This is a genomic window from Ornithinimicrobium carbonis, assembly GCF_977012275.1.
The window spans coordinates 1139271-1161356 of the sequence record NZ_OZ348993.1 but is presented as its reverse complement, the minus strand read 5'-3'; the positions used below and the strand labels follow the sequence as shown (position 1 = coordinate 1161356).

20 protein-coding genes are annotated in these 22086 nt (G+C 72.3%); 10 read left to right on the top strand and 10 right to left on the bottom strand.

The window, feature by feature from the left end; translation table 11 throughout:
• Positions 1-109 precede the first annotated feature (109 nt).
• The 4 genes from rplI to rpsF all read right to left on the bottom strand — a co-directional run bounded on the left by rplI (position 110) and on the right by rpsF (position 1917).
• Positions 110-556 carry a 50S ribosomal protein L9 gene (gene rplI / locus ACWHYA_RS05225; RefSeq protein WP_425943363.1) on the bottom strand — a complete coding sequence of 149 codons (447 nt, stop codon included), beginning with the start codon at positions 554-556 and terminating at the stop codon, positions 110-112.
• A 17-nt stretch (positions 557-573) separates the two neighbouring features.
• Positions 574-810 carry a 30S ribosomal protein S18 gene (gene rpsR / locus ACWHYA_RS05220; RefSeq protein ID WP_075959211.1) on the bottom strand — a complete coding sequence of 79 codons (237 nt, stop codon included), beginning with the start codon at positions 808-810 and terminating at the stop codon, positions 574-576.
• A gap of 140 nt (positions 811-950) precedes the next feature.
• Entirely contained in the window at positions 951-1580 is a 630-nt protein-coding gene (locus ACWHYA_RS05215; RefSeq protein WP_425943364.1) for a single-stranded DNA-binding protein, read from the bottom strand.
• 49 nt (positions 1581-1629) lie between these two features.
• Positions 1630-1917: a 30S ribosomal protein S6 gene (gene rpsF, locus ACWHYA_RS05210; protein ID WP_425943365.1), complete on the bottom strand. Its 288-nt coding sequence runs from the start codon at positions 1915-1917 to the stop codon at positions 1630-1632.
• A gap of 243 nt (positions 1918-2160) precedes the next feature.
• Between rpsF and ACWHYA_RS05205 the strand changes: the two genes are divergently transcribed.
• Together ACWHYA_RS05205 and ACWHYA_RS05200 are read left to right on the top strand one after the other, a co-directional pair.
• Positions 2161-3327 (top strand): nucleotide sugar dehydrogenase, encoded by a 1167-nt coding sequence (locus ACWHYA_RS05205; protein WP_425943366.1) that lies wholly within the window; start codon positions 2161-2163, stop codon positions 3325-3327.
• 107 nt (positions 3328-3434) lie between these two features.
• On the top strand, positions 3435-5057 hold the full coding sequence (locus ACWHYA_RS05200) for a hypothetical protein (RefSeq protein WP_425943367.1): 1623 nt from the start codon (positions 3435-3437) through the stop codon (positions 5055-5057).
• A 28-nt stretch (positions 5058-5085) separates the two neighbouring features.
• On the opposite strand, the gene ACWHYA_RS05195 is transcribed toward ACWHYA_RS05200, so the two are convergent.
• Positions 5086-6138 (bottom strand): glycosyltransferase, encoded by a 1053-nt coding sequence (locus ACWHYA_RS05195; RefSeq protein ID WP_425943368.1) that lies wholly within the window; start codon positions 6136-6138, stop codon positions 5086-5088.
• A 7-nt stretch (positions 6139-6145) separates the two neighbouring features.
• On the bottom strand, positions 6146-6619 hold the full coding sequence (locus ACWHYA_RS05190) for a GtrA family protein (RefSeq protein ID WP_425943369.1): 474 nt from the start codon (positions 6617-6619) through the stop codon (positions 6146-6148).
• A 39-nt stretch (positions 6620-6658) separates the two neighbouring features.
• Between ACWHYA_RS05190 and rffA the strand changes: the two genes are divergently transcribed.
• The 5 genes from rffA to ACWHYA_RS05165 all read left to right on the top strand — a co-directional run bounded on the left by rffA (position 6659) and on the right by ACWHYA_RS05165 (position 14806).
• Positions 6659-7813, top strand: coding sequence for a dTDP-4-amino-4,6-dideoxygalactose transaminase (gene rffA, locus ACWHYA_RS05185; protein WP_425943370.1), 1155 nt, complete (start codon positions 6659-6661; stop codon positions 7811-7813).
• A complete protein-coding gene (locus tag ACWHYA_RS05180; protein WP_448095556.1) occupies positions 7810-8631 on the top strand; it encodes a GNAT family N-acetyltransferase in 822 nt (273 codons plus the stop codon). Before rffA ends, ACWHYA_RS05180 begins: the two co-directional genes overlap by 4 nt.
• An 88-nt stretch (positions 8632-8719) precedes the next feature.
• A complete protein-coding gene (locus tag ACWHYA_RS05175; protein ID WP_425943372.1) occupies positions 8720-10822 on the top strand; it encodes an acyltransferase family protein in 2103 nt (700 codons plus the stop codon).
• A 109-nt stretch (positions 10823-10931) separates the two neighbouring features.
• Positions 10932-12593, top strand: coding sequence for a glycosyltransferase (locus ACWHYA_RS05170; protein WP_425943373.1), 1662 nt, complete (start codon positions 10932-10934; stop codon positions 12591-12593).
• A 14-nt stretch (positions 12594-12607) separates the two neighbouring features.
• Positions 12608-14806, top strand: a complete 2199-nt coding sequence (locus tag ACWHYA_RS05165) for a glycosyltransferase family 4 protein (protein ID WP_425943374.1) — start codon at positions 12608-12610, stop codon at positions 14804-14806.
• Positions 14807-14824: 18 nt separating this feature from the next.
• Here ACWHYA_RS05165 and ACWHYA_RS05160 read toward each other — a convergent pair whose 3' ends face one another.
• The 4 genes from ACWHYA_RS05160 to ACWHYA_RS05145 are packed head-to-tail and all read right to left on the bottom strand — an operon-like array spanning position 14825 to position 19074.
• The gene (locus tag ACWHYA_RS05160) at positions 14825-16033 is read right to left on the bottom strand and encodes a glycosyltransferase family 4 protein (RefSeq protein WP_425943375.1); all 1209 of its coding nucleotides are present in this window, start codon (positions 16031-16033) and stop codon (positions 14825-14827) included.
• Positions 16030-16881, bottom strand: a complete 852-nt coding sequence (locus tag ACWHYA_RS05155; RefSeq protein WP_431473303.1) for an ABC transporter ATP-binding protein — start codon at positions 16879-16881, stop codon at positions 16030-16032. Before ACWHYA_RS05155 ends, ACWHYA_RS05160 begins: the two co-directional genes overlap by 4 nt.
• Before the next feature lie 22 nt (positions 16882-16903).
• Positions 16904-17818, bottom strand: coding sequence for an ABC transporter permease (locus tag ACWHYA_RS05150; RefSeq protein ID WP_425943377.1), 915 nt, complete (start codon positions 17816-17818; stop codon positions 16904-16906).
• Positions 17815-19074, bottom strand: coding sequence for a nucleotide sugar dehydrogenase (locus ACWHYA_RS05145; RefSeq protein WP_425943378.1), 1260 nt, complete (start codon positions 19072-19074; stop codon positions 17815-17817). The genes ACWHYA_RS05150 and ACWHYA_RS05145 overlap by 4 nt, the downstream gene beginning before the upstream one ends.
• An 80-nt stretch (positions 19075-19154) precedes the next feature.
• Here ACWHYA_RS05145 and ACWHYA_RS05140 point away from each other — a divergent pair, with 80 nt between their 5' ends.
• The 3 genes from ACWHYA_RS05140 (at position 19155) to wecB (ending at position 22082) form a co-directional block, all read left to right on the top strand.
• Entirely contained in the window at positions 19155-20240 is a 1086-nt protein-coding gene (locus ACWHYA_RS05140; protein ID WP_425943379.1) for a glycosyltransferase, read from the top strand.
• A complete protein-coding gene (locus ACWHYA_RS05135) occupies positions 20237-20896 on the top strand; it encodes a hypothetical protein (RefSeq protein WP_425943380.1) in 660 nt (219 codons plus the stop codon). The genes ACWHYA_RS05140 and ACWHYA_RS05135 overlap by 4 nt, the downstream gene beginning before the upstream one ends.
• 91 nt (positions 20897-20987) lie before the next feature.
• On the top strand, positions 20988-22082 hold the full coding sequence (gene wecB, locus ACWHYA_RS05130) for a non-hydrolyzing UDP-N-acetylglucosamine 2-epimerase (protein WP_425943381.1): 1095 nt from the start codon (positions 20988-20990) through the stop codon (positions 22080-22082).
• Positions 22083-22086: the final 4 nt, after the last annotated feature.

Genomic DNA, 22086 nt, shown 5'->3' with positions numbered 1-22086 from the left:
CTCCTGGGGGTCCGGGGGAGGCGGCCGCACCACGCTGACGGCCCCGGACCGCTGCTGCGGGGCCGGGGCCGTCCGGTGGTGCGGTGGTGCGTGGTGGTGGCGTCCCGCCTCAGGAGGCGACGACGGTCACCGTGACGTCGGCGGAGACGTCGTCGTGCAGGCGCACGTGCACCGGGTGGTCACCGACGGTGCGGATCGGGGTGGGGACCTCGATCTTGCGCTTGTCGACCTGCGGGCCGCCGGCCGCGACGATCGCCTCGGCGATCTCCGCGGGCGTCACGGCGCCGAAGAGCCGCCCGCCCTGGCCCGCCCTGGCCGAGACGGTGATCTCGGCGGACTGCAGCCTGTCCTTGGCGGTCGAGGCCTCCTCGGCGGTCTTGACGGCGCGCTTCTCGCGGCCGCGGTTGATCGCGTCGACCTGCTTCTGGCCGCCCTTGGTCCAGGCCATGGCGACCTTGCGGGGCAGCAGGAAGTTGCGGGCGTAGCCGTCCTTGACCTCGACGACGTCGCCGGCGGTCCCGAGTCCGGAGACCGGCTGGGTGAGAATGAGCTTCATCAGTTCTCCTCGTCGTCTCAGCGGGCGGAGCTGGAGTAGGGCAGCAGCGCCATCTCACGCGCGTTCTTCACGGCGTTGGCGATACGGCGCTGCTCCTGCACGGTCACGCCGGTGACGCGCCGGGCACGGATCTTGCCGCGGTCGGAGATGAACTTGCGCAGCAGCGCGGTGTCCTTGTAGTCGATCGCCTCGATCTTGGCGGCCTTGAGAGGGTTCGCCTTCTTCTTGGGCTTGCGCACAACGGGCTTGGCCATCGTGGTGCTCTCCCCTTTCGTGAGAGCCCGAGCAGAGCTCGGGATGGTGTGGTTCTTCAGGTATGCAGCGGGCGGGCGGCGGACCGTCCGTCCGGTGCGGAGCGGGCCGGGTCAGGTGCTCCCGGCCCAGGTGCGGGCGGTCAGAACGGCGGCTCGTCGTAGGACGGCGCGCCGCCCCACCCTCCGCCGCCGGACTGCTGACCACCGCTGGTAGCGCCACCGGTGGCCCACGGGTCGGAGTCGGGCTGGCCGCCGGCCTGCTGGCCGCCACCGGGCTGGGCCGGCTGTGCAGCCGGCTGTCCGCCCTGCTGGCCCCAGCCGGGCTGCCCACCCTGCGGGGCACCGCCGGGCGCTCCGCCCTGCTGGCCCCAGCCGCCGCCTCCGCCGCCCTGGCCGGAGCCGCCGCGCTGGGTCTTGGTGACCTTGGCGGTGGCGTAGCGCAGGGAGGGGCCGACCTCGTCGACCTGCATCTCCATGACGGTGCGGTTCTCGCCCTCGTTGGTCTGCCAGGAGCGCGAGACGAGCCGACCGGTGACGACGACGCGGGCGCCCTTGGTCAGCGACTCGGACGCGTTCTCCGCCGCCTCGCGCCAGACCGAGCAGCGCATGAACAGCGTCTCGCCGTCCTTGAACTCGTTGGCCTGGCGGTCGAACTGTCGCGGGGTGGACGCCACCGTGAAGTTGGCGACGGCCGCACCGCTGGGGGTGAAGCGCAGCTCGGGGTCGGCGGTGAGGTTGCCGACGATGGTGATGGGGGTCTCTCCGGCCATTCAGATCATCCTTGGTCCGTGGTCCTCGATGGGGGTGTGCGCGCGCGACTCAGGCGTCGCGACGCAGCAGCTTGGTCCGCAGGACGGACTCGTTCAGGCCCAGCTGGCGGTCCAGCTCCTGGGCGGTCGCGGGCTCGGCGGTCATCTGGACCACCGCGTAGATCCCCTCGGCCTGCTTCTTGATCTCGTACGCCATCCGGCGACGACCCATGACGTCGATGCTGTCGACGGTGCCACCGTCCTTCGGCACCACGGCGAGCATCTTCTCCAGCGTGGGCTGGAGGTTCCGCTCGTCGGTCTCGGGGTCGAGGATGATCATCAGTTCGTACTGACGCATGCGTGAACCCACCTCCTTCGGTCTCGTGCGGTCACGGTCTCTCCGTGACAGGAGGGCTTCATACGTCCCACCTCCCCGAGCCTGCCACGGTCGCAGCGACCGGGACCGGCGTCGTCCACAGGCGGGGCCTGCGACGGGGCGGTGAACCCGTCCACGGTACCGGGCACCGCGGACGGTGGCCTAATCCGCCCGCGCCGGGGCGCACGTCATACTGGGGCGGTTCGTCCGAGCTAGGGAGACCGTATGAAGATCGCCATCGCCGGGACCGGGTACGTGGGCCTGTCCAACGCCGCCGTGCTGGCCCAGCACCACCAGGTCGTGGCCCTGGACATCGACCAGGCCAAGGTCGACCTCATCAACGAGCGGCGCTCCCCGATCGTGGACCCCGAGCTGTCGCAGCACCTCGCGACCAACCATCTGGACCTGCGCGCGACCACGGACCCCGCCGACGCCTACGACGGCGCCCAGGTCGTGGTCATCGCCACCCCCACCGACTACGACACCGAGACCAACTTTTTCGACACCTCCACCGTGGAGAAGGTGGCCACCGACGTCCTGGGCCACGCCCCGGGCGCCACCATCGTCATCAAGTCGACCATCCCGGTCGGGTTCACCGAACGGCTGCGCTCCGAGCACCCCGGGGCGACCATCCTCTTCTCCCCCGAGTTCCTGCGCGAGGGCCGCGCCCTGCACGACAACCTGCACCCCTCCCGGATCATCGTCGGCGACACCGGCGAGGCCGGCCGCCTGGTCGCCGACCTGCTCCTGGAAGGCGCCCTGGACAAGGACGTGCCCGTCCTCCTCACCGGCTCCACCGAGGCCGAGGCCATCAAGCTGTTCGCCAACACCTACCTGGCCATGCGGGTGGCCTACTTCAACGAGCTGGACACCTACGCCGCCACCCGCGGCCTGGACACCCGCCAGATCATCGAGGGCGTGGGCCTGGACCCCCGCATCGGCGCCCACTACAACAACCCCTCCTTCGGCTACGGCGGCTACTGCCTGCCCAAGGACACCCGCCAGCTGCTGGCCAACTACGGCGACGTCCCCCAGACCCTCATCACCGCCATCGTGGACGCCAACACCACCCGCATGGACTTCATCACCGCCGACATCCTCGACCGCCACCCCCAGACGGTCGGCATCTACCGGCTCATCATGAAGGCCGGCTCGGACAACTTCCGGGCCTCCTCCATCCAGGGCGTCATGTCCCGCCTGCAGGCCCGCGGCGTCGACATCGTCATCCACGAACCCGCCCTGGCCGAGGACACCTTCCAGGGTGCCCGTGTCCTCGGCGACATCGACGAGTTCACCACCACCGCCGACGTCATCATCGCCAACCGCCTCGACGAGCACGCCCGCTCCTTCGGCGACAAGCTCTACACCCGTGACCTCTACGGCCGGGACTGACCGACGACGACCGGTCCCGGGACCCTGCACGGGGGGGCCGGTCCGGCATCTCCCGGGACCACGTTGCTGACGGGCCCGGGGCCCTCGGAGGCATAGGCTCCTGCTCCATGCGTCCTGACCACCGCCCCACCCCGCTGCTGGTCCTGCTGGCGGCTCTGGTCCTGGGGGCGGGGCTGCTGGTCATGTTCTGGCCCGTGCTCACGAACCCGATCGTGGCCGACGACCGCTACTGGTACCCGGACGCCGCCGGCCTGACCGACGGGTCCTACGTGGGGGTGGTGGCCTACCACCTCGCGGACCTCGACCGCACGGCGACGACCTTCGGCCGGGTCACGGTCCTGGCCTTCATCGCACGGTCCCTGACGATGCTGCTCGTCATGGACCTGGCGGTGTGGTCGGGCACCCCCCTGGTCGTCGGCCAGGCTCTGCTGAAGATCGTCCTCCTGGCCCTGATCGTGGCGACCATCGTGGCGTTCCTCCGGGTGCTGCGGCACCGTGGCCCCGACGGGTCCCTGCGCAGACTGTCGTGGCGGACCGTGGCGACCGTGACCCTCCTCGCGACGGTGCTGACGGGCGCCGGGGCGCAGGCGCACGGCCAGTTCCGCAACGGGTGGACCTCCTACGCCGTGCTCACCTGGGGCGCCGTGCTCGTGCTGATCGGGACCGTGGGCCTGATGCTGTGGCTGACCGGACTGGTCGCACGACGGGGGAACGCCGCGAAGGTCCTGGCGGTCACGACGGCGGTCCTGGTCGGCCTGTTCCTCAACACCAGCTACGAGCTCTACTACGTGGCGGTCCCGCTGGTCCTCGTGGCGCTGCTCCAGCAACCGGTGCTCGCCACGGACGCCGACCCGCGGGGGAGGCGGAGCCGGCATGCCAGGCTCTGGGTCGGCGGCGCGTTCCTCGCCAGCTTCGCGGTGGTCTTCGTGGGGATCCGCGCATGGATCGCCAACCTGTGCGCGGACCGGAGCTGCTACGAGGGCTCCCAGCTGGACCTGGGACCGCAGACCCTCGTCACGGCCACCCGCAACCTTCTCACCGCCGTGCCGGGCGGTGCCCGCACCGAGGTGAGGGCCGACCTGCGGGAACAGGGCCTGGCGGACCAGTTCCCCGGGTGGGTGACCCCGGGATCGGTGCTGCTCGCCGTCCTCATCGCCGTCGCCCTGGTCGTGCTGGTCCGGGTCACCGAGTCCCGGGACCACGAACCGCAGCAGCGCCGGGCGGAGGCCCGCCTCCTCCTCGTGACGGCCGTGGTCCCGGGCGCGGCGGCGGTCGGCACGGCACTGGTCATGGGACTGTCGAGCCTCTCCCACGAGATCGTCGTCTCGGTCGGCAGTCCTTACCGCAGCACGATGGTCACCTGGACGATGATCGCGCTCACCCTCGCCATGGTCGCCACGGCCCTGCAGACGGCACGCCCCCGGCGCCCAGCACCGACGCTGGTGGCCGCCGCGCTCGTCGTCGTGCTGTGTTCTCAGACGCTCGCCCTCAACTACCCGGCGCTGCGCGCCTCCCACATCGACCCGGACAACCAGGCGGTGGGCGCGGTGCACCGGGAGATCGTCCTAGGAGATCCTTCGCAGCAGGCCGACGAGCGGCGCTGCCGGACGGTGAAACAGCTGCGCAGCACGATCGGTTCGCAGTTCAGCCGGGACCGCATCCTGGCGGCGGCCGAGTCAGCCTTCCGGCACTACCACGGTGGGCCCTACTGCAGCGAGGCACCACCGTAGAACGACCCAAGACCGTCTCGGGGCACGTTCAGTCCCCCGGGAGGGTCTCGGCATTCGGGTAGCGGCGCCGCAGGGCGGTGGCCACGGCGTCCGGTGGTTGCGACCCCGCCGGGTCCAGCCGTCCGCCGCGGCGCGGGTCGTCCGCCCGTCCCGGCTCCCCGTCCACGCGGACGAGGAAGGTCGGCTTGTGCATGCTGCGGAAGTGCAGGCGCCCCACGTACTCCCCCAGGATCCCCACGGAGAGCATCTGCGCCCCCGAGAAGAGGGCGATCATCGACGCCAGGGTGGTGAAGCCGCTGACCGTCGTCCGCCCCACGACGAAGCCGTACAGGGTGAACGCGAGCAGCCCCATCCCGAGGACGAAGCAGGCGATCCCGAGCCAGCTGACCATGCGCAGGGGGACGGTGCCGTAGCCGGTGACCATGTTGAGGGTGTGCCGCACCAGACGCCGCAGGCCGTACCCGGACCGTCCCACGGTCCGCTCGTCCATCACCACGTCCACCCGGCGGACCCCCAGCGTCGTCCAGGAGAGCACGACGTCGAGGGAGACGAAGGCGTCCGCCGCGTGCGCGAACCCGTCGCGCAGCTGGGTGCGGAAGGCGCGGAAGGCACTGACGTCGTTGGCGTTGGGGACCTCGGCCAGAGCCAGGCCCGCCTTGACGCTGCGGCTGGCGAGCGAGCGCCAGAACCCGTGCTCCTCCTCCACCGCCACGCCGTAGACGAGGTCGACCATCGGGTCCTCCAGGGGCACCAGAAGCTTGTGGACCTCGCTCGGCCGGTGCTGCAGGTCGTCGTCCATCGTCACCACGACCTCGTACCGGGCGCGCAGGATGCCGGCGAGCAGGGCGTTGTGCTGTCCGTAGTTGCGCCGCAGCAGCAGCGCCCGGACCCTCGGCGACTCGCGCTCCAGACGCCGGGCGACGGCATACGTGGCGTCCGGGCTCCCGTCCACGACCAGGATCACCTCGTAGTCCTCCACCTGCGGGTGCGAGGGGTCCCCCAGCTCCTGGTGCAGACCCTCGACCAGGTCGGGAAGGGTCTGCTCGGAGCCGTAGCACGGGATGACGACGGAGACGTTCACCCGGACATCATCCCCCTGCCGTCCGGTCCCGGTGCCGGAAGGAGACGTACCGGTGGCCCAGGTAGCTGCCCACGGCCACCACCGCGATGGCGACGACCTGCGCGGGCAGCGGAGCTATCCCGGCCAGCTCCACGAGAGCGGGCGTGGCCACGAACCCGGCCACCATGCCCGAGGACCAGACCGAGAGGAAGCGGGCCAGGTCGCCCCGCCAGTCGCCACGTGAGGCGAAGACGAGGGTGCGGTAGGCCGGGAAGGCGCCGGTGATGGTGATGACCTGAGCCGCGGCGATCGCGACCATGTAGTGCAGGCCGAGGGCGAGACCGGCGGCGACCAGCGAGAGGTAGAACAACGAGGTGGTGCCAGCCACGAGCAGGTAGCGGACCTGCTCGACGTGGACGAGGCGGTCCAGCGGTGGGGGCAGGGCGGCCGCCAGGCGCGACCAGGCGTCCGGGCGGCGAGGCGCCTCGTCGTGGTCGGGCACCGCCCCAGGATACGTGCGCCGCTGTGCCATGCTTCCCGGATGACCGAACCCGTCCTCGTGTTCAGCCGACCCCACCGCGCTCCAGGGGAGGACACCTACGTCTCGGAGGTCCTCGCCTCCGGCCACGTCCACGGTGACGGACCCTTCACGTCTGCGGCGTCCACGCTGCTCAGGGAGATCACCGGAGCCCCGCAGGCCCTGCTCACCACCTCCTGCACCCACGCCCTGGAGCTGGCCGGCGTGCTGCTGGAGATCGGCCCCGGCGACGAGGTGGTCGTGCCCAGCTTCACCTTCTCCTCGACGGCGGCGGCCGTCGCCATGCGCGGAGCCACACCCGTCTTCGTGGACGTCGATCCGACCACCCTCTGCCTGGACGTGGACCTCCTCGAGGCGGCGATCACCGAGCGCACGCGCGCGGTCTACACCGTGCACTACGGCGGGGTGGGCCACCGGCTCGACGAGCTCACCGCCCTCTGCGCCCGCCGCGGGATCGACCTCGTGGAGGACAACGCCCACGGCCTGGGCGCGCGGTGGCGGGGCAGGCCGCTCGGGACCTTCGGCGCGATGGCGACACAGAGCTTCCACGACACCAAGAACGTCCACTGCGGCGAGGGCGGCGCCCTGCTCGTCAACGACGTCGACCGGTTCGCCCAACGAGCGGAGATCGTGCGTGAGAAGGGCACCAACCGTGCCATGTTCCTGCGCGGTCAGGTCGACAAGTACACCTGGGTGGACACCGGGTCCAGCTACCTTCCGAGCGACCTGCTGGCGGCCGTGCTGCGCGCCCAGCTGGAGGACTTCGAGCGCATCCAGGCCGGCCGGACGGCCGTGTGGGACCGCTACGCCCACGACCTGCCCTCGTGGGCGGAGGACGTCGGAGCCACCCTCATGCACGTCCCCGAGGAGGCCGAGCACCCTGCGCACCTGTTCTACCTGTTGATGCCGGACCACGAGGGTCAGACGGGACTGCTGGGTCACCTGCGCGAGCAGGGCATCGTCGGCACGTTCCACTACCAGCCGTTGGACTCCAGCCCCGCAGGGCAGCGCCTCGGCAGGACCCCGGTCCCCTGCACCGTCACCGCCGACGTGGCGGCCCGGCTGGTGCGTCTGCCGCTGTGGCCCGACCTCACCGACGCCGACCTGGACCGGGTCGTGGCCGGCGTCACCTCCTATCCGGGCGGTCCCCGGTCGTGAGCTGGGACGGTCTCCAGGGCGGCGGGGTGACCTGGGCCGCGAGCCCGGCCGAGAGCGCCCGGTTCGGTCTGGAGATGACCCGGCTCACCGTGGGCTGGGACGTCCGGCCGGACGGACCCGTCGCGGTGGGTCCGGTGGCGGAGGAGGTGACCGGGCGTCTGCGGGGGGACGACGCCGAGGTGGTGGTGGTGCGCTACCCCGCCGCGTCGCTCGAGCTGGCCTCGGCGGTGGCGCGCTCGGGGCGTCAGGTGCTCCCGGCCGGCTCGCTCACCTACTGGTCCGCGCCCTGGGCCGAGGTGGCCCGGCCCGAGCCGGTCCCCGGGCAGGAGGTCCTCGCCCTCGCGGACCTGCCCGGCGGGCAGGCCGAGCGGTCCACGGTGGTCGACGCCGTGGTGGCCGACTCCTTCTCCGGCTACGGCAACCACTACGCGGCCAACCCGCTGCTCGACCCCGCGGCTGCCCTGGCGGGTTACCAGGAGTGGGCTCGTCGGTCGGCTCTGGCCGATCCTCACGACGCGCTCGTCCTGGTTCTGGACGGCGCGGTCGTGGGCCTCGCGACGCTGGTGGACAGTCTCTCCCCCGAGGGGCACCTGGAGGTCCTCCTGGCCGGGCTCACCACGGCGGCTCAGGGCCGGGGCCGCTACGCCAGCCTCCTCGCCGCCGTGGCCCGAGCCGCTCGCGCCAGAGGACGACGGAGCGTGGTCATCTCGACCCAGTCGCACAACGTCCGCGTCCAACGGGCCTGGGCACGGGCCGGGCTGCGGCCCTTCGCCGCCGTCGAGACCGTCCACGCGGTCCTACCGGGCCTGATCCCCTAGCGACGCAGACGTGGCGCCGCCCCGGTCCGCCGGGCGCGTGAGATCATCGACCGTCCATCCAGTCCCGTCGGAGAGCAAACCTTCCCCCGTGACCTCCCCCTCCCCCGTCCGTGCCGCCACGAACCACCGCCCGCTGCGCGGTGACATCGAAGGACTGCGTGCCGTCGCCGTGGGCACGGTGCTGCTGTACCACCTCCACGTCCCGTGGGTGCCCGGGGGCTTCGCCGGCGTCGACGTCTTCTTCGTCATCTCCGGCTTCCTCATCACCTCGCTGCTCCTGCGCGAGGTGATGAGGACCGGAACGGTCTCGCTCAGCGACTTCTACGCCCGTCGGGCCCGGCGTCTGCTCCCGGCCGCCTCGGTCGTCATCGTGGCCACCCTGGTCGCGGGCTGGCTGGTTCTGCCTGCCCGGACCCGACCGGACCTGCTGGCCGACGTGCTGGGCTCCACCCTGTACGTCGTCAACTGGGTGCTCGCGGCGCGCTCGGTGGACTACCTCGCCGAGGACGTCGACCCCTCACCCCTCCAGCACTACTGGTCGCTGTCGGTCGAGGAGCAGTTCTACGTCGTGTGGCCGCTGCTGATCCTGCTGGCGGTCCTCGTGGCCGGGAGGTACCGGCTGCGGCGGGGCCGCGTCGCGTTCGTCCTGCTGGCCGCACTGGGGGTCACGTCGTTGGTGTGGTCGGTGCTGCGCACCGGCTCCGAACCCGCCACCGCCTACTTCGTCACCACGACCCGGCTCTGGGAGCTCGCGGCCGGGGCGCTGCTCGCGTTCGCCGTCCCCCGCCTGCGCTCGCTGCCCCGAGGGCTCAGCGAGATCGGCGTGCTGGTCGGTCTCGGCCTCATCCTGCTGGGCATGGTGGTGTTCAGCACGGCCACCCCGTGGCCGGGGTCGGCAGCCCTGCTTCCGGTGGTCGGTTCGGTGCTGGTCATCGCCGCCGGCGTCCCCGGTCACCCGACCCTGGGCAACCGGCTGCTCAGCCTTCCTCCCATGGTGTGGATCGGTGGACTGTCGTACGCCATCTACCTGTGGCACTGGCCCGTCGTCGTGCTGGCCGAGGCCCGGTGGGGCGAGCTGTCCCCGACGACCCTCGCAGGCCTGGGACTGCTCTCGGTCCTGCTGGCCTGGGCGACCAAGCACCTGGTCGAGGATCCGATCCGCTTCCAGCGGTCGCTGGCCGCAGCGCCCTGGCGCTCCCTGGTCGCCGGAGGGGCGACGATGGCCCTGATCTGCACCGCCGCCCTCGTGGGTCTCCTCACCCGCCCGTCCCTGGAGGGCGGGACGTCGGCACCGGGGCCGGCCGCCCTGGTGGCGGACCCTGACGCTCCTGCGTGGGAGCTCCGTGACGACCCCTCCTCGGCCTTCTCCTCGACCGGTCCCCTCTCGCCCGACCCCATCCTGGCGACCAAGGACGTGCCGGGGTACTACGCCGACGACTGCCAGATCCAGGAGGGCGACCCGGAACCGCGGGAGGACTGCGTCTACGGGCAGGTCGGCTCCACCGCCGAGGTCGTGCTCTGGGGGGACTCCAAGCTCGGGCAGTACTTCACCGCGCTGGAGGCCATCGCCCAGGACGAGGGGTGGCGCCTGACCACCTACCTCAAGAGCGCCTGCGCACCCACGGTGGCCGGCGCCCAGGAGGAGGAGTGCAACGAGTTCGGCCGCACGGTGGTCGACCGGATCCTCGCCCGGGACGTCCCGCCCGAGGCCGTGATCGTCTCGACCGGCAACACAGCGACCGAAGAGCTCGAGGCGGGCATGCTGGAGGGGGTCACCGCCCTGCGCGACGCCGGCGTGCCAGTGGTCGTGCTGCAGGACAACGCTGCGCCCACGGTCCCCGAGGACGCGGACTACGACACGGCCTACGACTGCGCGGTGGAGCACGCGGACGACCTGCGGACCTGCGACTTCCCGCCCAGCGAGCCGCGGGGGTCCGAGCTTCTCGGTCGTGTCGCGGACGAGGCGCAGCTGCCGGTCGTGGACCTCAACCGGTGGCTGTGCCCTCCGGGGAACCCCTGCCCGGTGGCCATCGGCGGCATCCTGGCCTACCGCCAGGGGAGTCACGTCACCGAGACCTACGCGCGGGCACTGACCCCGTTCCTGCACCGCGCGCTCGTGGACGTGGGGGTGGCCGCGGCGGAGCCGTCGAGCATCGCCCTGGAGGACGTGCCGCCGGGACCGGGCTCGTGAGCGGCGACACGCCCTCCCCCGGTCGCCCCACCGTGACCGTTATGCTCGATGACCGCGACGCGCCGGTTGTGCGGTCCTGCCACCGTCCCCCCACCAGAAGGACCACGCCATGCCCCCGGTGACCGAGAGCGGCAGCCGTGCCGACGTGCTCAGGGCGCTCACGCAGCGGTCGTCCACCGCCCGTCGACCGATCAGCCGCGCCACGGTGGCCTTCGGGGGGTCCGACCGCCTGCGGGAGGGGTTGGCCTGGGAGTGGGAGCAGACCACGCTCGACCCGGGAAGCTGGCGCGGCCAGCTGTCGGCCGAGCACTCCCTCCTCGTCCTCGAGCTGGACGGTGGGGCCGTCAGCGGATGGCCACCAGGAGCGGTCCCGCGTGACCTCGCCGCGGCGGCGGGCGACCTGGAGGTGCCGACGGTCGCCTGGCTCACGGGCGCGGCGCCGTCGGCGGACGATCGGGCGCTGGAGGCCTTCGACGCCGTCCTCGTCTCCGATCCGGAGGTTCTCGCGGAGGTCCTGCGCAGCCACCCGTCGGTCGAGGCCAGGCTGCTGCTGCCCGCGGTCGCCGTGCGGAGGCACAGCCCCGTCCGGTCCCCAGGACAGCAACGCCCCGCCGACGTCCTGGTCCGGTCGGAGAGCGGCCCGGCGGGGGCACCGGACGACGAGTCGGCGGCGGCCGACACCGTGGCCAGGAGCAGCCTGACCCTGCACCGTTGGGACCACTCCCGGAGCAGCACGCCCGGCCCCGCGGAGGCCCTCTCGTCCGCCTACCAGGTGTTCCTGGACGTGGGCCGCCGTGCGCCTGGGGCGACCTGGCCGGTGCTGGAGGCCCTGGCCTCCCGGACGGCCGTGGTCACCGTCCCGGAGCGTGCTGCCCGCCTGCCGGGCGACCTCAAGGAGGTCGTGGCCGTGGCGGAGCCGCACGACCTGAGGCGGCACGCCTCGGTCCTGGCGCACCAGCCGGAGTACCGGGACCGGGTGACCCACCTCGCCCACCGTGCCGTGCTCGCCGGGCACAGCTTCACGGACCGGGCCAGGACCATCCTGTCCGCCGGGGGGAGGCACGTCTCTCCCGCGGCCCGGACCGTGTCGATCGTCGTGCCGACCAACCGGCCCCACGAGCTCCGCAACGTCGTGGAGAACGTCGGTCGGCAGCGTGGGGTGGACACCGAGCTGGTCCTCGTGGCCCACGGCATCGACGTGGACGAGGCGGACCTTCGGTCGCGAGGGCTGGACCTGGGGATCCGGGAGGTGACCGTGGTCCGGGCGGGTGCCGAGCTGACCCTCGGCGCAGTCCTCAACCGTGGTCTGGAGGTGGCCTCCGGTGCGTACGTGGCCAAGATGGACGACGACAACTACTACGGCGCCCACTTCCTCGACGACCTGGTGGACACCTTCGCCTACACCTCGGCCGGCATCGCCGGCAAGTGGGCCCACTACGTCTGGTTGCGCACGTCCAACGCCGTCGTGCTGCGCTTCGAGAACTACGAGCACGCCTACCACCGGCTCGTGCAGGGCGGCTCCATCGTCGCCCAGCGGGACGTCGCCCACGACATCCGGTTCAGCAACATCCCCCGCGCGGTCGACTCCGACTTCCTCAACCGGGCCATGGCCGCCGGGGTGCAGACCTACTCCGGCGACCGCTACAACTACGTCAGCATCCGCGGCGACGACCGGCTCAGCCACACGTGGAAGATCGACGACCTCGCCTTCATGGCCGGGTCGGGACGCGTCGTGACCTACGGCGACCCCCGCGACCTCGTGTCCCTCTGACCCAGGAGAGAACCATGACCTCCCTGATGCGCCGCAGCCGCCAGCAGGTCCGCCGCCTCTCCGCCGGCCTGGCGGCCCGTCTTCCCGCCGACGCCGGCCCCGAACGGTGGACCAGCTTCGTCGTCCGCACACGGGTGCGGCGCGCCACCCGGCTTCTGGCCACCGATCCTCGGGCGGCCCTGGACCTGCTGGGCCCGGTGCTCGAGACGGACGCCGACCCGGCCGCCTGGTTGGTCGCAGCGAGAGCCCACGAGCGCCTGGGCGACGCCGCCCTGGCCAACAAGATGGCCGACCGTGCCGTCGCAGGTGGCCGGGGCACCTTGTCCGCGCTGCAGGAGCGACGCCGCCTCGCGGTCCGGACCGGTTTCGCCGAGCACTCGTCGACGACGCTGGAGGCCATCGCCGCGACCCGTCCGACCTCCGCCGCCGAGCTCGCGACCGCCGTGAAGGAGCTGCGTCAGGCTCCCCGTGAGCTGCTGGAGCGGTTCGCCGCCACGGTGGGTCAGGTCGGGCCTGGCGGGGAGGGGACCGAGGCCCACGAGGCGGCCCAGGAGCTCCTCGACGAGGACGCCCTGGTGACGGCCCACGAACAGGACCACGCCACCTTCGAGAGTCTCACCGAGCAGGTGCTGAGCTCCCGCACCCATCCGGTGGCCGTCGTGACCAGGGCTCTGGTCCGGTGCCGCGCATGGCAGGAGGCCGCCGACTTCGTCTGCGTCACGCCCGGTAGCCAACGGGTGGGACCGCAGGCGAGCGGCGCCTTTCCCACCCGCGACGTCGTGGACGCCGCCACGCGGGCTCTCCGGGCGGGACACCCCACGCCCGCGGCCATGCTCGCGGCACGGGCCCTCGCCGCCTCACCCCGGTCCAGAACCGCGCAGGAGACGTTCACCGCGGCCCACGACCAGATCCGTATCGTGCGCAACGGCTGGACGTTCCCGCCGCGCGCCGCGGCCCCGGCCTACCCCGTGGACCAGACGTCCGCGCTCGCCGTCCTCTCGCAGTCCCTGCCGCACACCTCCGGCGGGTACGCGACCCGCACCCACGGCATCCTCACCGGCCTCGCCGCGAGGGGCCGGCACCTGGAGGCCGTCACCCGGCTGGGTTTCCCGTACGACCGGTGGAGCGGCAGCGACCGCACCGTCGCGCCGTACGACGACGTCGACGGGATCCGCTACCACCGGCTCCTGGACGACCGACGCCGCTACCCCCAGCACCCGCTCACCGACTACGTCGAGGAGACCGCCGCCGGGATCGAGCGGCTGGCCAGGAACCAGCGCGCCGGACTGATCCATGCCTCCAGCTTCTACGTGGCGGGCATGGCGGGACTGACCGCGGCCCGCCGGCTGGGCGTCCCGTTCATCTATGAGATGCGCGGCCTGGAGGAGCTGATGAAGGTCTCCCGCGACCCCGACTTCGCCGGGTCAGGACGCGAGGCGTTCCTGCAGCTGCTCGAGACCCAGGTGGCCGCCGAGGCTGACGCGGCCCTCATCATCACGCAGGCCCTCCGCGACGAGATGGTGAGACGAGGGGTGCGCGAGGACCGGGCCTTCGTGGTGCCCAACGGCGTGCACACCAGCATGTTCCGACCGATGGAGCGGGACGTCGAGCTGGAGCGGCGGCTCGGCGTCACCGGGAGGACGGTCATCGGGTACGTCGGTGGCCTGGTCGACTACGAGGGGGTCGACCTGCTCATGGACGCCGTCTCCCGGTTGCGCGGCCGTCGCCCGGACGACTTCCGCGTGCTCATCGTGGGCGACGGACCGTTCGAGAGGTCGGTGCGCGAGGCTGCCGTCCGTGGCGGGGTCCTGGACATCGTCACGTTCACGGGACGGGTGCCGCACGCCGAGGTCAACCGCTACCTCTCGCTCGTCGACATCGCCCCGTTCCCCCGGCTGCCCCTGCCGGTGTGCGAGCTCATCTCCCCGATCAAGCCGTTCGAGTCCATGGCCATGGGCAAGGCGGTCGTGGCCTCGGACGTGGCGGCGCTCGCCGAGATCGTGGACGACGGTCGGACGGGGCACTTGTTCCGCAAGGGGGACGCCGACCACCTGGCCACCGTCCTGGAGACCCTGATCGACCATCCTGACCACCGGAGGGTCGTTGGCGAGGCGGCGCGGCAGTGGGTGGTCGCGGAACGGGACTGGGACCGCATCACGGGCGTCGTCGACGAGGTCTACGCGGAGGTTCTGCAGCGGCGCGGAGGAAGCTGACCGGGACGGTCGAGTCCGTCAGGCACCCTCCGTCGGCGCTCCCGGGCCGACCACGGGCAGGCTCCCCGTCCGGGCGACGTGCTGCAGGAGGTCGACGAAGAGCGCGGCCTGACGCCTCCAGTCCAGGTGGTCGGCCGCATACCGATGGCCCGCCGCACCCAGCTCGACGGCCCGCGCCGGCCGGTCCGCCCAGCCCAGCAGCACCCGGAGCACCGCCTCGGTGTCACCGAACGGGACGACGACCCCTCCTCCGCTGCGACGGACGAGGTCGGCGGCCACTGGCAGCGGAGTCGTCACGACGGGCACCCCGTGCGCCAGGTACTCCACCACCTTCGTGGGCATGCTCGGCCTGAAGTTGGCCTCGTCGTGCAGGAGCGAGAGACCGGCGAGCGCCCCGTCGATCCGCGCGAGGGCGGCGGGGTTGGCCACGAATCCCCGCCAGTCCAGGACGTCGCGACGGTCGGCGTCCGCCATCAGCTCCCGAGCGGGACCGTGCGCGGGGCCGAGCACCTCCAGCCGGACCGACCCACCGGTCTTCTCGCGGAGGCCCCGGCCCACGTCCACCAGCTCCCGTGCGCCCCGCTCCAGGGTCACGCTGCCGAGGTAGACGACCCGCCGGACACCCTCGACCTCGCGTCCGGCGGGGGGGACGTCCTGGGGCACGGTCGTGGCGTTGGGCACCACGGGGTGGGACCGTCGGAACCGGTCCGCGTAGCGGTCGTCGGCCAGCAGGAGCAGCATCCGCCTCTCGGCCAGCCGTTCGACCCCCCGCACGGCCCACGAGAGCGCTGGGCGGACCCGGTCCGGCACCCAGGGACGGACCGAGATCGCGGCCGGGGTGTCCTCGTGCACGTCCCACACCACCGGCGGCAGCCGCAGGCCGGTCGTCGTCGGCACCAGCTCGGGGTCGTGCAGCAGGACCACGTCGTGCGCCGGACCCAGGTGCCGGAGCAGCGAGCGGGCCGCCCGCTGCGCCCGCCAGCGGGAACGGCCGACCGCACGCTCGACGTCCACGCAACGCAGACCGGGCACCCCCCGCTCCGGCTCGACGTCGTGACCGGCCCAGGGGGCGACGTAGGTGACCTCCCACCCGGCCTCGAGCAGGGCCCGCACCTGTCGGTGCCGGATCCGCGCGTCCTGGGGGTGGTGCACGACGGTGAGGACGAGGGCCCGCAGGGGCCGTTCCCGAGCACCGGCAGGAGGTCGCGGTTGCGCGCCTGCGCTCATGGCGAGGCGTCCTTGTCCCACCGGCGCAGGTAGCGGGCCGCAGCCTCGGGACCCTCGGTCTCTTCGATCCGCTGCGCCTCCTCGAACCGCTGCCGCCAGACCTCACGGTGCTTGCCGTACTTGCGCGCATACAGTCCGATGACCGCCCCCGGGGGTCCGTCGGCCAGCAGCCGGCCCCTGTCGAGCCAGAGCGCCCGGGTGCACATCTTGCGGATCGTCGAGTCGCTGTGGCTCACGACGAAGACGGTGCCGGCCTCCTCGCGGATGCGTCGGACCCGGTCCTTGGCCCTGGATCGGAAGTGGGCGTCCCCGGTCGAGAGGGCCTCGTCCACGATGAGGATGTCCGGCGTCGTCGCGGTCGAGATCGCGAACCTCAGCCGGGCCCCCATGCCGGAGGAGTACGTGGACATGGGCAGGTCCAGCGCGTCGCCGATCTCGGCGAATTCGACGATCTCGTCGAAGCGGGCGCGGACCTGGGCCGGCGTCATCCCCATGGCCTGGGCCCCGATCCAGATGTTCTCCCGGCCGCTGAGGCGCGGCATCAGTACCGCGTTCACGCCTAGGAGCGAGGCCTTCCCGCCCAGCCACAGCCGACCGCTGGTCGGCGGTACCAGGCCCGCGATGGTCCGCAGCAGGGTCGACTTCCCGGAACCGTTGCGCCCGACGATGCCGATCGACTCCCCCCGGTGAGCCACGAACGACACGTCGTCGATGGCCGTGACCTCACGCACCCCGACACCCTGCGTCCCTCGGCGGAGCAGCCGTCTGGCGACCGTCGCGCCGTCCTCCTCCCTGGCGTCCCTCCCGGAGCCGAAGATGCGGTAGCTGATCGTCACGTGGGACGCCACGACCGACGGCGTCCGTCCCGGGTCAGGCTCGACCATAGGTACCCTCACCGCGCCAGAAGAGGAGGAAGCCCACGGAGGTCAGACCCACCGCCCAGCCGCCGGCCACCGCCCAGGTCTCCCAGCGGACCGCGTACTCCCCCATGAGCGTCTCGCGGACGAGGGTCAGGCAGACCGCCACCGGCTGATACTCCAGCACCCAGGCCAGCCACCCCGGAGCTGCGGCGAGCCGCTCCGTGAGCGCGTACTCCAGGCTGAAGAAGACGCCCGAGACGTAGCGCAGCAACCGGGTCAGCACCGGCATCAGGTTGGCGGCGTCGCGGACCGCGTGGATGAGGGGAGCACCGATCATCGCGGTCCCGAGACCGACGAGACCGACGACCATCAGCGCCACCGGGAAGAGCAACCACTCCACCGACGGACGTTCCCGGGAGACGAGGGCGATGAGGACCAGGACGATGAACGCCGGCACGGTCGCGAGCAGCTCGGCCAGCACCACCGTGATGGGCAGCATGACGCGTGGGAAGGTGAGCGAGCGCATCATGCTCACCTTGCTCAGCAGGGACCTCGTGCCCGAGGTGAGGGACACCGCCAGGGGGGTGAACGTGAAGAGACCGATGGTGAGGAAGGCGACGAAGTTCTCGATGCCGGCCCGGGTGGGTACCAGGACGCCGAAGATGAGGTAGTAGGCGGCCGCGAGCATGATGGGGTTCAGCACCGCCCACAGCAGGCCGAGATAGTTGTCCCGGTGGGCGGAGACGAACTCCCCCCTCGCCATCGACCACATCAGGTGGCGGTGGCGCCACAGGTCGCGGACGTAGGCACCCAACGAGGGGCGGCGCCCGACGAGCTGCATCCCGTGCCGCCGAGCCAGCGCGGCGGCCTCCTCGACGGGCAGGACCGGCGGCAGCCGCCGCGGGTCCGGCCCCACGTCGGTCACAGCCGGGTGACCTTCTCCCCCTCGGTGGCCTTGCCGCGGGTGTCGAAGAAGGCCTGGGCCGCGGAGGCGAGGGCGTCGATGTCGTACTCACGGTGGTTCTGCACCAGGATCGTCAGGTCCGCCTCGGCGACCGAGCTCGCGGCGTCCTGGGCCTTGACCGCCTCCGGCACGGAGGTCCACTCGCCCACGTGCGGGTCGTGGTAGGCCACCACCGCACCCTTGGCCATCAGCTGCCGCGCCAGCGGCACCGCCGGAGACTCCCGCTGGTCGGCGATGTTCGGCTTGTACGTCACCCCCAGCAGCAGCACCGTGGACCCGTTCAACGGCTTGCCCTCGGTGTTCAGCACGTCCTGGGCCCGCGAGACCACGTACGCCGGCATCTGGGAGTTGATCTCCTGCGCCAGCTCCACGAACCGGAACGGATACCCCAACCGCGCCCGCACGTTGTGCGAGAGGTAGTTCGGGTCGATCGGGATGCAGTGCCCACCCACCCCCGGCCCCGGGTAGAACGCCTGGAACCCGAACGGCTTGGACTTCGCCGCCTCGATCACGTCCCACAGGTCGATCCCCAGCTCGTGGCAGAACCGGGCCATCTCGTTCACCAGCGCGATGTTGATGTGCCGGTAGGTGTTCTCCAGCAGCTTGGCCGTCTCCGCCTCCCGCGTCCCCTTCGCCCGCACCACCGAGTCCACGAACGCCCCGTAGAACGCCGCCGCCGCCTCACCGCACGCCGGCGTGTGCCCACCCACCACCTTCGGGGTGTTCTTCGCCCCGAACTGCTCGTTCCCCGGGTCGATCCGCTCCGGGGAGAACGCCAGGTGGAAGTCGCTCCCCGCGACCAGCCCGCCGGCCTCCAGCGCCGGGCGCACCACCTCGTCCGTCGTCCCCGGATAGGTCGTGGACTCCAGCACCACCAGCATCCCCGGCCGCAGGTTGCGCGCGACCGCCGCGACCGCCGCCTCCACCGCCCGCAGGTCCGGCCCACCGTCCTCCGACAACGGCGTCGGCACGCAGATCACCGCCGTAGCAGCCTCCCCGATCCGCGACTCGTCCGTCGTCGCCTCGAAACCCCCCTCCAGCATCTCCGCGACATCCCCGTCGGACAGGTCGTCCACGTGCGAACGACCACCGTTCAACGCATCCACCACACCCTGGTTGATGTCGAAACCCAGGACCTTCCGCCCAGCCCGCGTCGCCTCCTGCGCCAGGGGCAGACCGACGTAGCCCAGTCCGATGATGACAGCGTCCACAGCCACGATGGGGAACTCCTTGGGGTTGGGGGAGGGGCAGGACAAGCGCGCCGGCAATGCTATCGCGCTGTGACATCATCCCCCGTATGGCGTCGGTCCTGCTCGTCTCCAGCAACGGCGCCGGGATGGGGCACCTGACCCGGCTGCTGGCCTACGCCCGGCGGATGCCCGTGGCGACCCGCCGACACGTCCTCTCGTTGTCGCAGGCCGTCCCCGTGGTCGAGCACGAGGGCATCCCCTGGGAGTACCTGCCCAGCCAGGGAGCATCCGGCCTGCTCCCGGCCACGTGGCGCCAGCTCTTCGCCGAACGGCTGACCGAGGTCCTGCACCGCCTCGATCCCGACGTCCTCGTGTTCGACGGCACCCACCCCTACCGAGGGCTCGACACTGCGCTGGCCGCTCATCCCCGCACCAGGGCGGTGTGGTCCCGGCGGGGGATGTGGAAGCCCGGCCGCAACGTCGACCAGCTGGCCAAGGCCTCGTGGTTCGACGCGGTCGTCGAGCCCGGCGACCTGGCGGGAGCGGCCGACCGCGGTGCCACCGCGCAGGTCGACGACGTGCTCCGGGTCCCTCCGGTCACCCTCGTGGACCGGGACGACCTGAGCCCGCGCGCCGCTGCCAGGTCCGCCCTCGGGCTCCCGCCGGACGGCCCCCTGGCCCTGGTGTCGCTGGGCGCGGGCAACATCAACGACACGGACGACGAGGTCGGTGCCGCCGCCACGGCCCTTCGCGACCGGGGGATCGGCGTGTGCGTGACCGCCCCCTCGATCGCGGAGAGGGCCTACGCGGGCGGGGGTGTCCACCTGGTGCGCCACTTCCCCCTCTCGGAGCACTTCGCCGCCTTCGACTACGCCGTGGCGGCCGCGGGGTACAACTCCTTCCACGAGACCCTGCGTCTGGGCGTGCCGAGCGTGTTCGTGCCCAACGCCGACACCTCGCTGGACGACCAGGTCGGCCGCGCCGAGGAGGCGGCGCGGCGGGGGTGGGCGCTGACCACGCCGACCCTGACCGGTGGACGCGCCGCGGCCGTGGTCGACGAGCTGCTGGCCCGGGGGGAGGAGCTGGCCCGGCGGGCCCGCGCCGACGACCCGGACAACGGTGCCGGGGCAGCGGCCGGCGCCATCCTCCAGCTGGCGCAGGACGGCGCCCGAGGACGGGGGCGACGGTCGTGACCAGGGGTGACGGCAGGGGATCATCTGCGGCCCGGCGTCGCCAGCAGCAGCTGGCCCGGTGGGTGCGGCGCACCCCCGGGTGGCACCACGTCACCGACACCGTCCTCCCGCGGGTCCGTAGCAGCCCGCTGCTCACCGACCTGGCGACCAGGGTGTTCACCCCCGGGGTGGGCGCCGGGCAGGTGCCCGTCGTGCTGGCTCCCGACCGGCACCTCGAGGGGCCCGGCGTGCCGCGGCTGCCCGTCGTGGGCGTCCTCGGGGTGGGACTCAGCACCGAGCAGGCTGCTCTGCTCGTCGACCGGGTCGCCGAGCTCCAGGACCAGACGCGGTCCTTCCGACCCGTCCTGGTCCTCGACCGTCCCGTCTTCGCCGCCGCGCGGACGCACGGCTACGTGCTCGAGCACGTCGTGCCCAGGAGCACCTGGGCGGCCGGCGGCTGGACGTCCGAGGAGGTCCCCGCCGACGGGTCCTGGGAGGACTACCTGGCCAGACGGCTGGGGTCGGTGGTCGACCGCTACCGCCTCTGGTTCCTCGCCAGGGCCGTCGTGCCGCCGTTCGACGGGTCGGCGGTCGGCCTGGACCCGGTCGACGCCGCGGTCCTGCGGCACCTCGCCGAACGCTTCCCGGACGACCTGCGGGTCGGGCGTCGGACGTGAGGGGACCCACCTGCCACCGGGCCGGACCGACGACGGGCCTGTGCCAGCATGGACGACGTCCACCCACCCCGCAGCAAGGAGATCCTCCACCGTGAGCGACCGCCCCCTCGTCGTGCACATCACCGGTGCCCGTCCCAACTTCCCCAAGGCCGCCCCGGTGATCGCCGCGCTGGACGAGCACCCCGTCGAGCAGCTCCTGGTGCACACCGGCCAGCACTACGACGAGCGGATGAGCGAGGTGTTCTTCCGTCAGCTCGGACTGCCCGAACCCGACGTCAACCTCGGGGTGGGCTCAGGCGCCCACGGCGCCCAGACGGCGGCCACCATGGTGGGGTTGGAGACGCTGTTCACCGAGCGCCGGCCCGACCTCGTGGTGGTCTACGGCGACGTCAACTCCACGGTCGCCGCGGCGCTGGTCGCGAGCAAGATGGGCATCTCCGTCGCGCACGTCGAGGCCGGGCTGCGCTCCTTCGACCGCACGATGCCCGAGGAGATCAACCGTCTCCTCACCGACCGGATCTCCGACCTGCTGCTGGTGACGAGCGTCGACGCGGTCGCCCACCTCGGCAACGAGGGCGCGGACCCCGACAGCATCCACTTCGTCGGGAACCCGATGATCGACACGCTGCTGCGGCACCTCGACGCGCTGGACACCGCCGGGGCCGCCGCCCAGGTGGGGGTCGACCCGGCCCAGCCCTACGTCGTGGCGACCCTGCACCGGCCCGGCAACGTGGACGACCCGGCCGACGTCGCCGCCCTGGTCGGCGCCGTGCACGCCGTCGCGGACCAGGTCCGCCTCGTCGTGCCCCTCCATCCCCGAGGCCGCCAGCGGCTGGCCGACGCCGGCTTCATGGACCACGAGAACGTGCTGGTCGTGGACCCCCTCGGCTACGTGGAGTTCCTCTCGCTCGTCAAGGGCGCGGCCGCCGTGGTGACCGACTCCGGGGGCGTGCAGGAGGAGACCACCGTCATGGGGGTGCCCTGCCTGACCCTGCGGCCGAACACCGAGCGTCCCGTGACCATCACCCACGGCACCAACCAGCTGGTCACCCGTGAGAGCCTGCCCGGGGCCCTCGCCGACGTCCTCGCGGCCGGCCGGGGGGACACCTGGCCGGTCCCCCCGCTGTGGGACGGGCAGGCCGGGCCCCGGATCGCGGCCGTGCTGGCGCGCCACCTGGGCCTCTGACCCT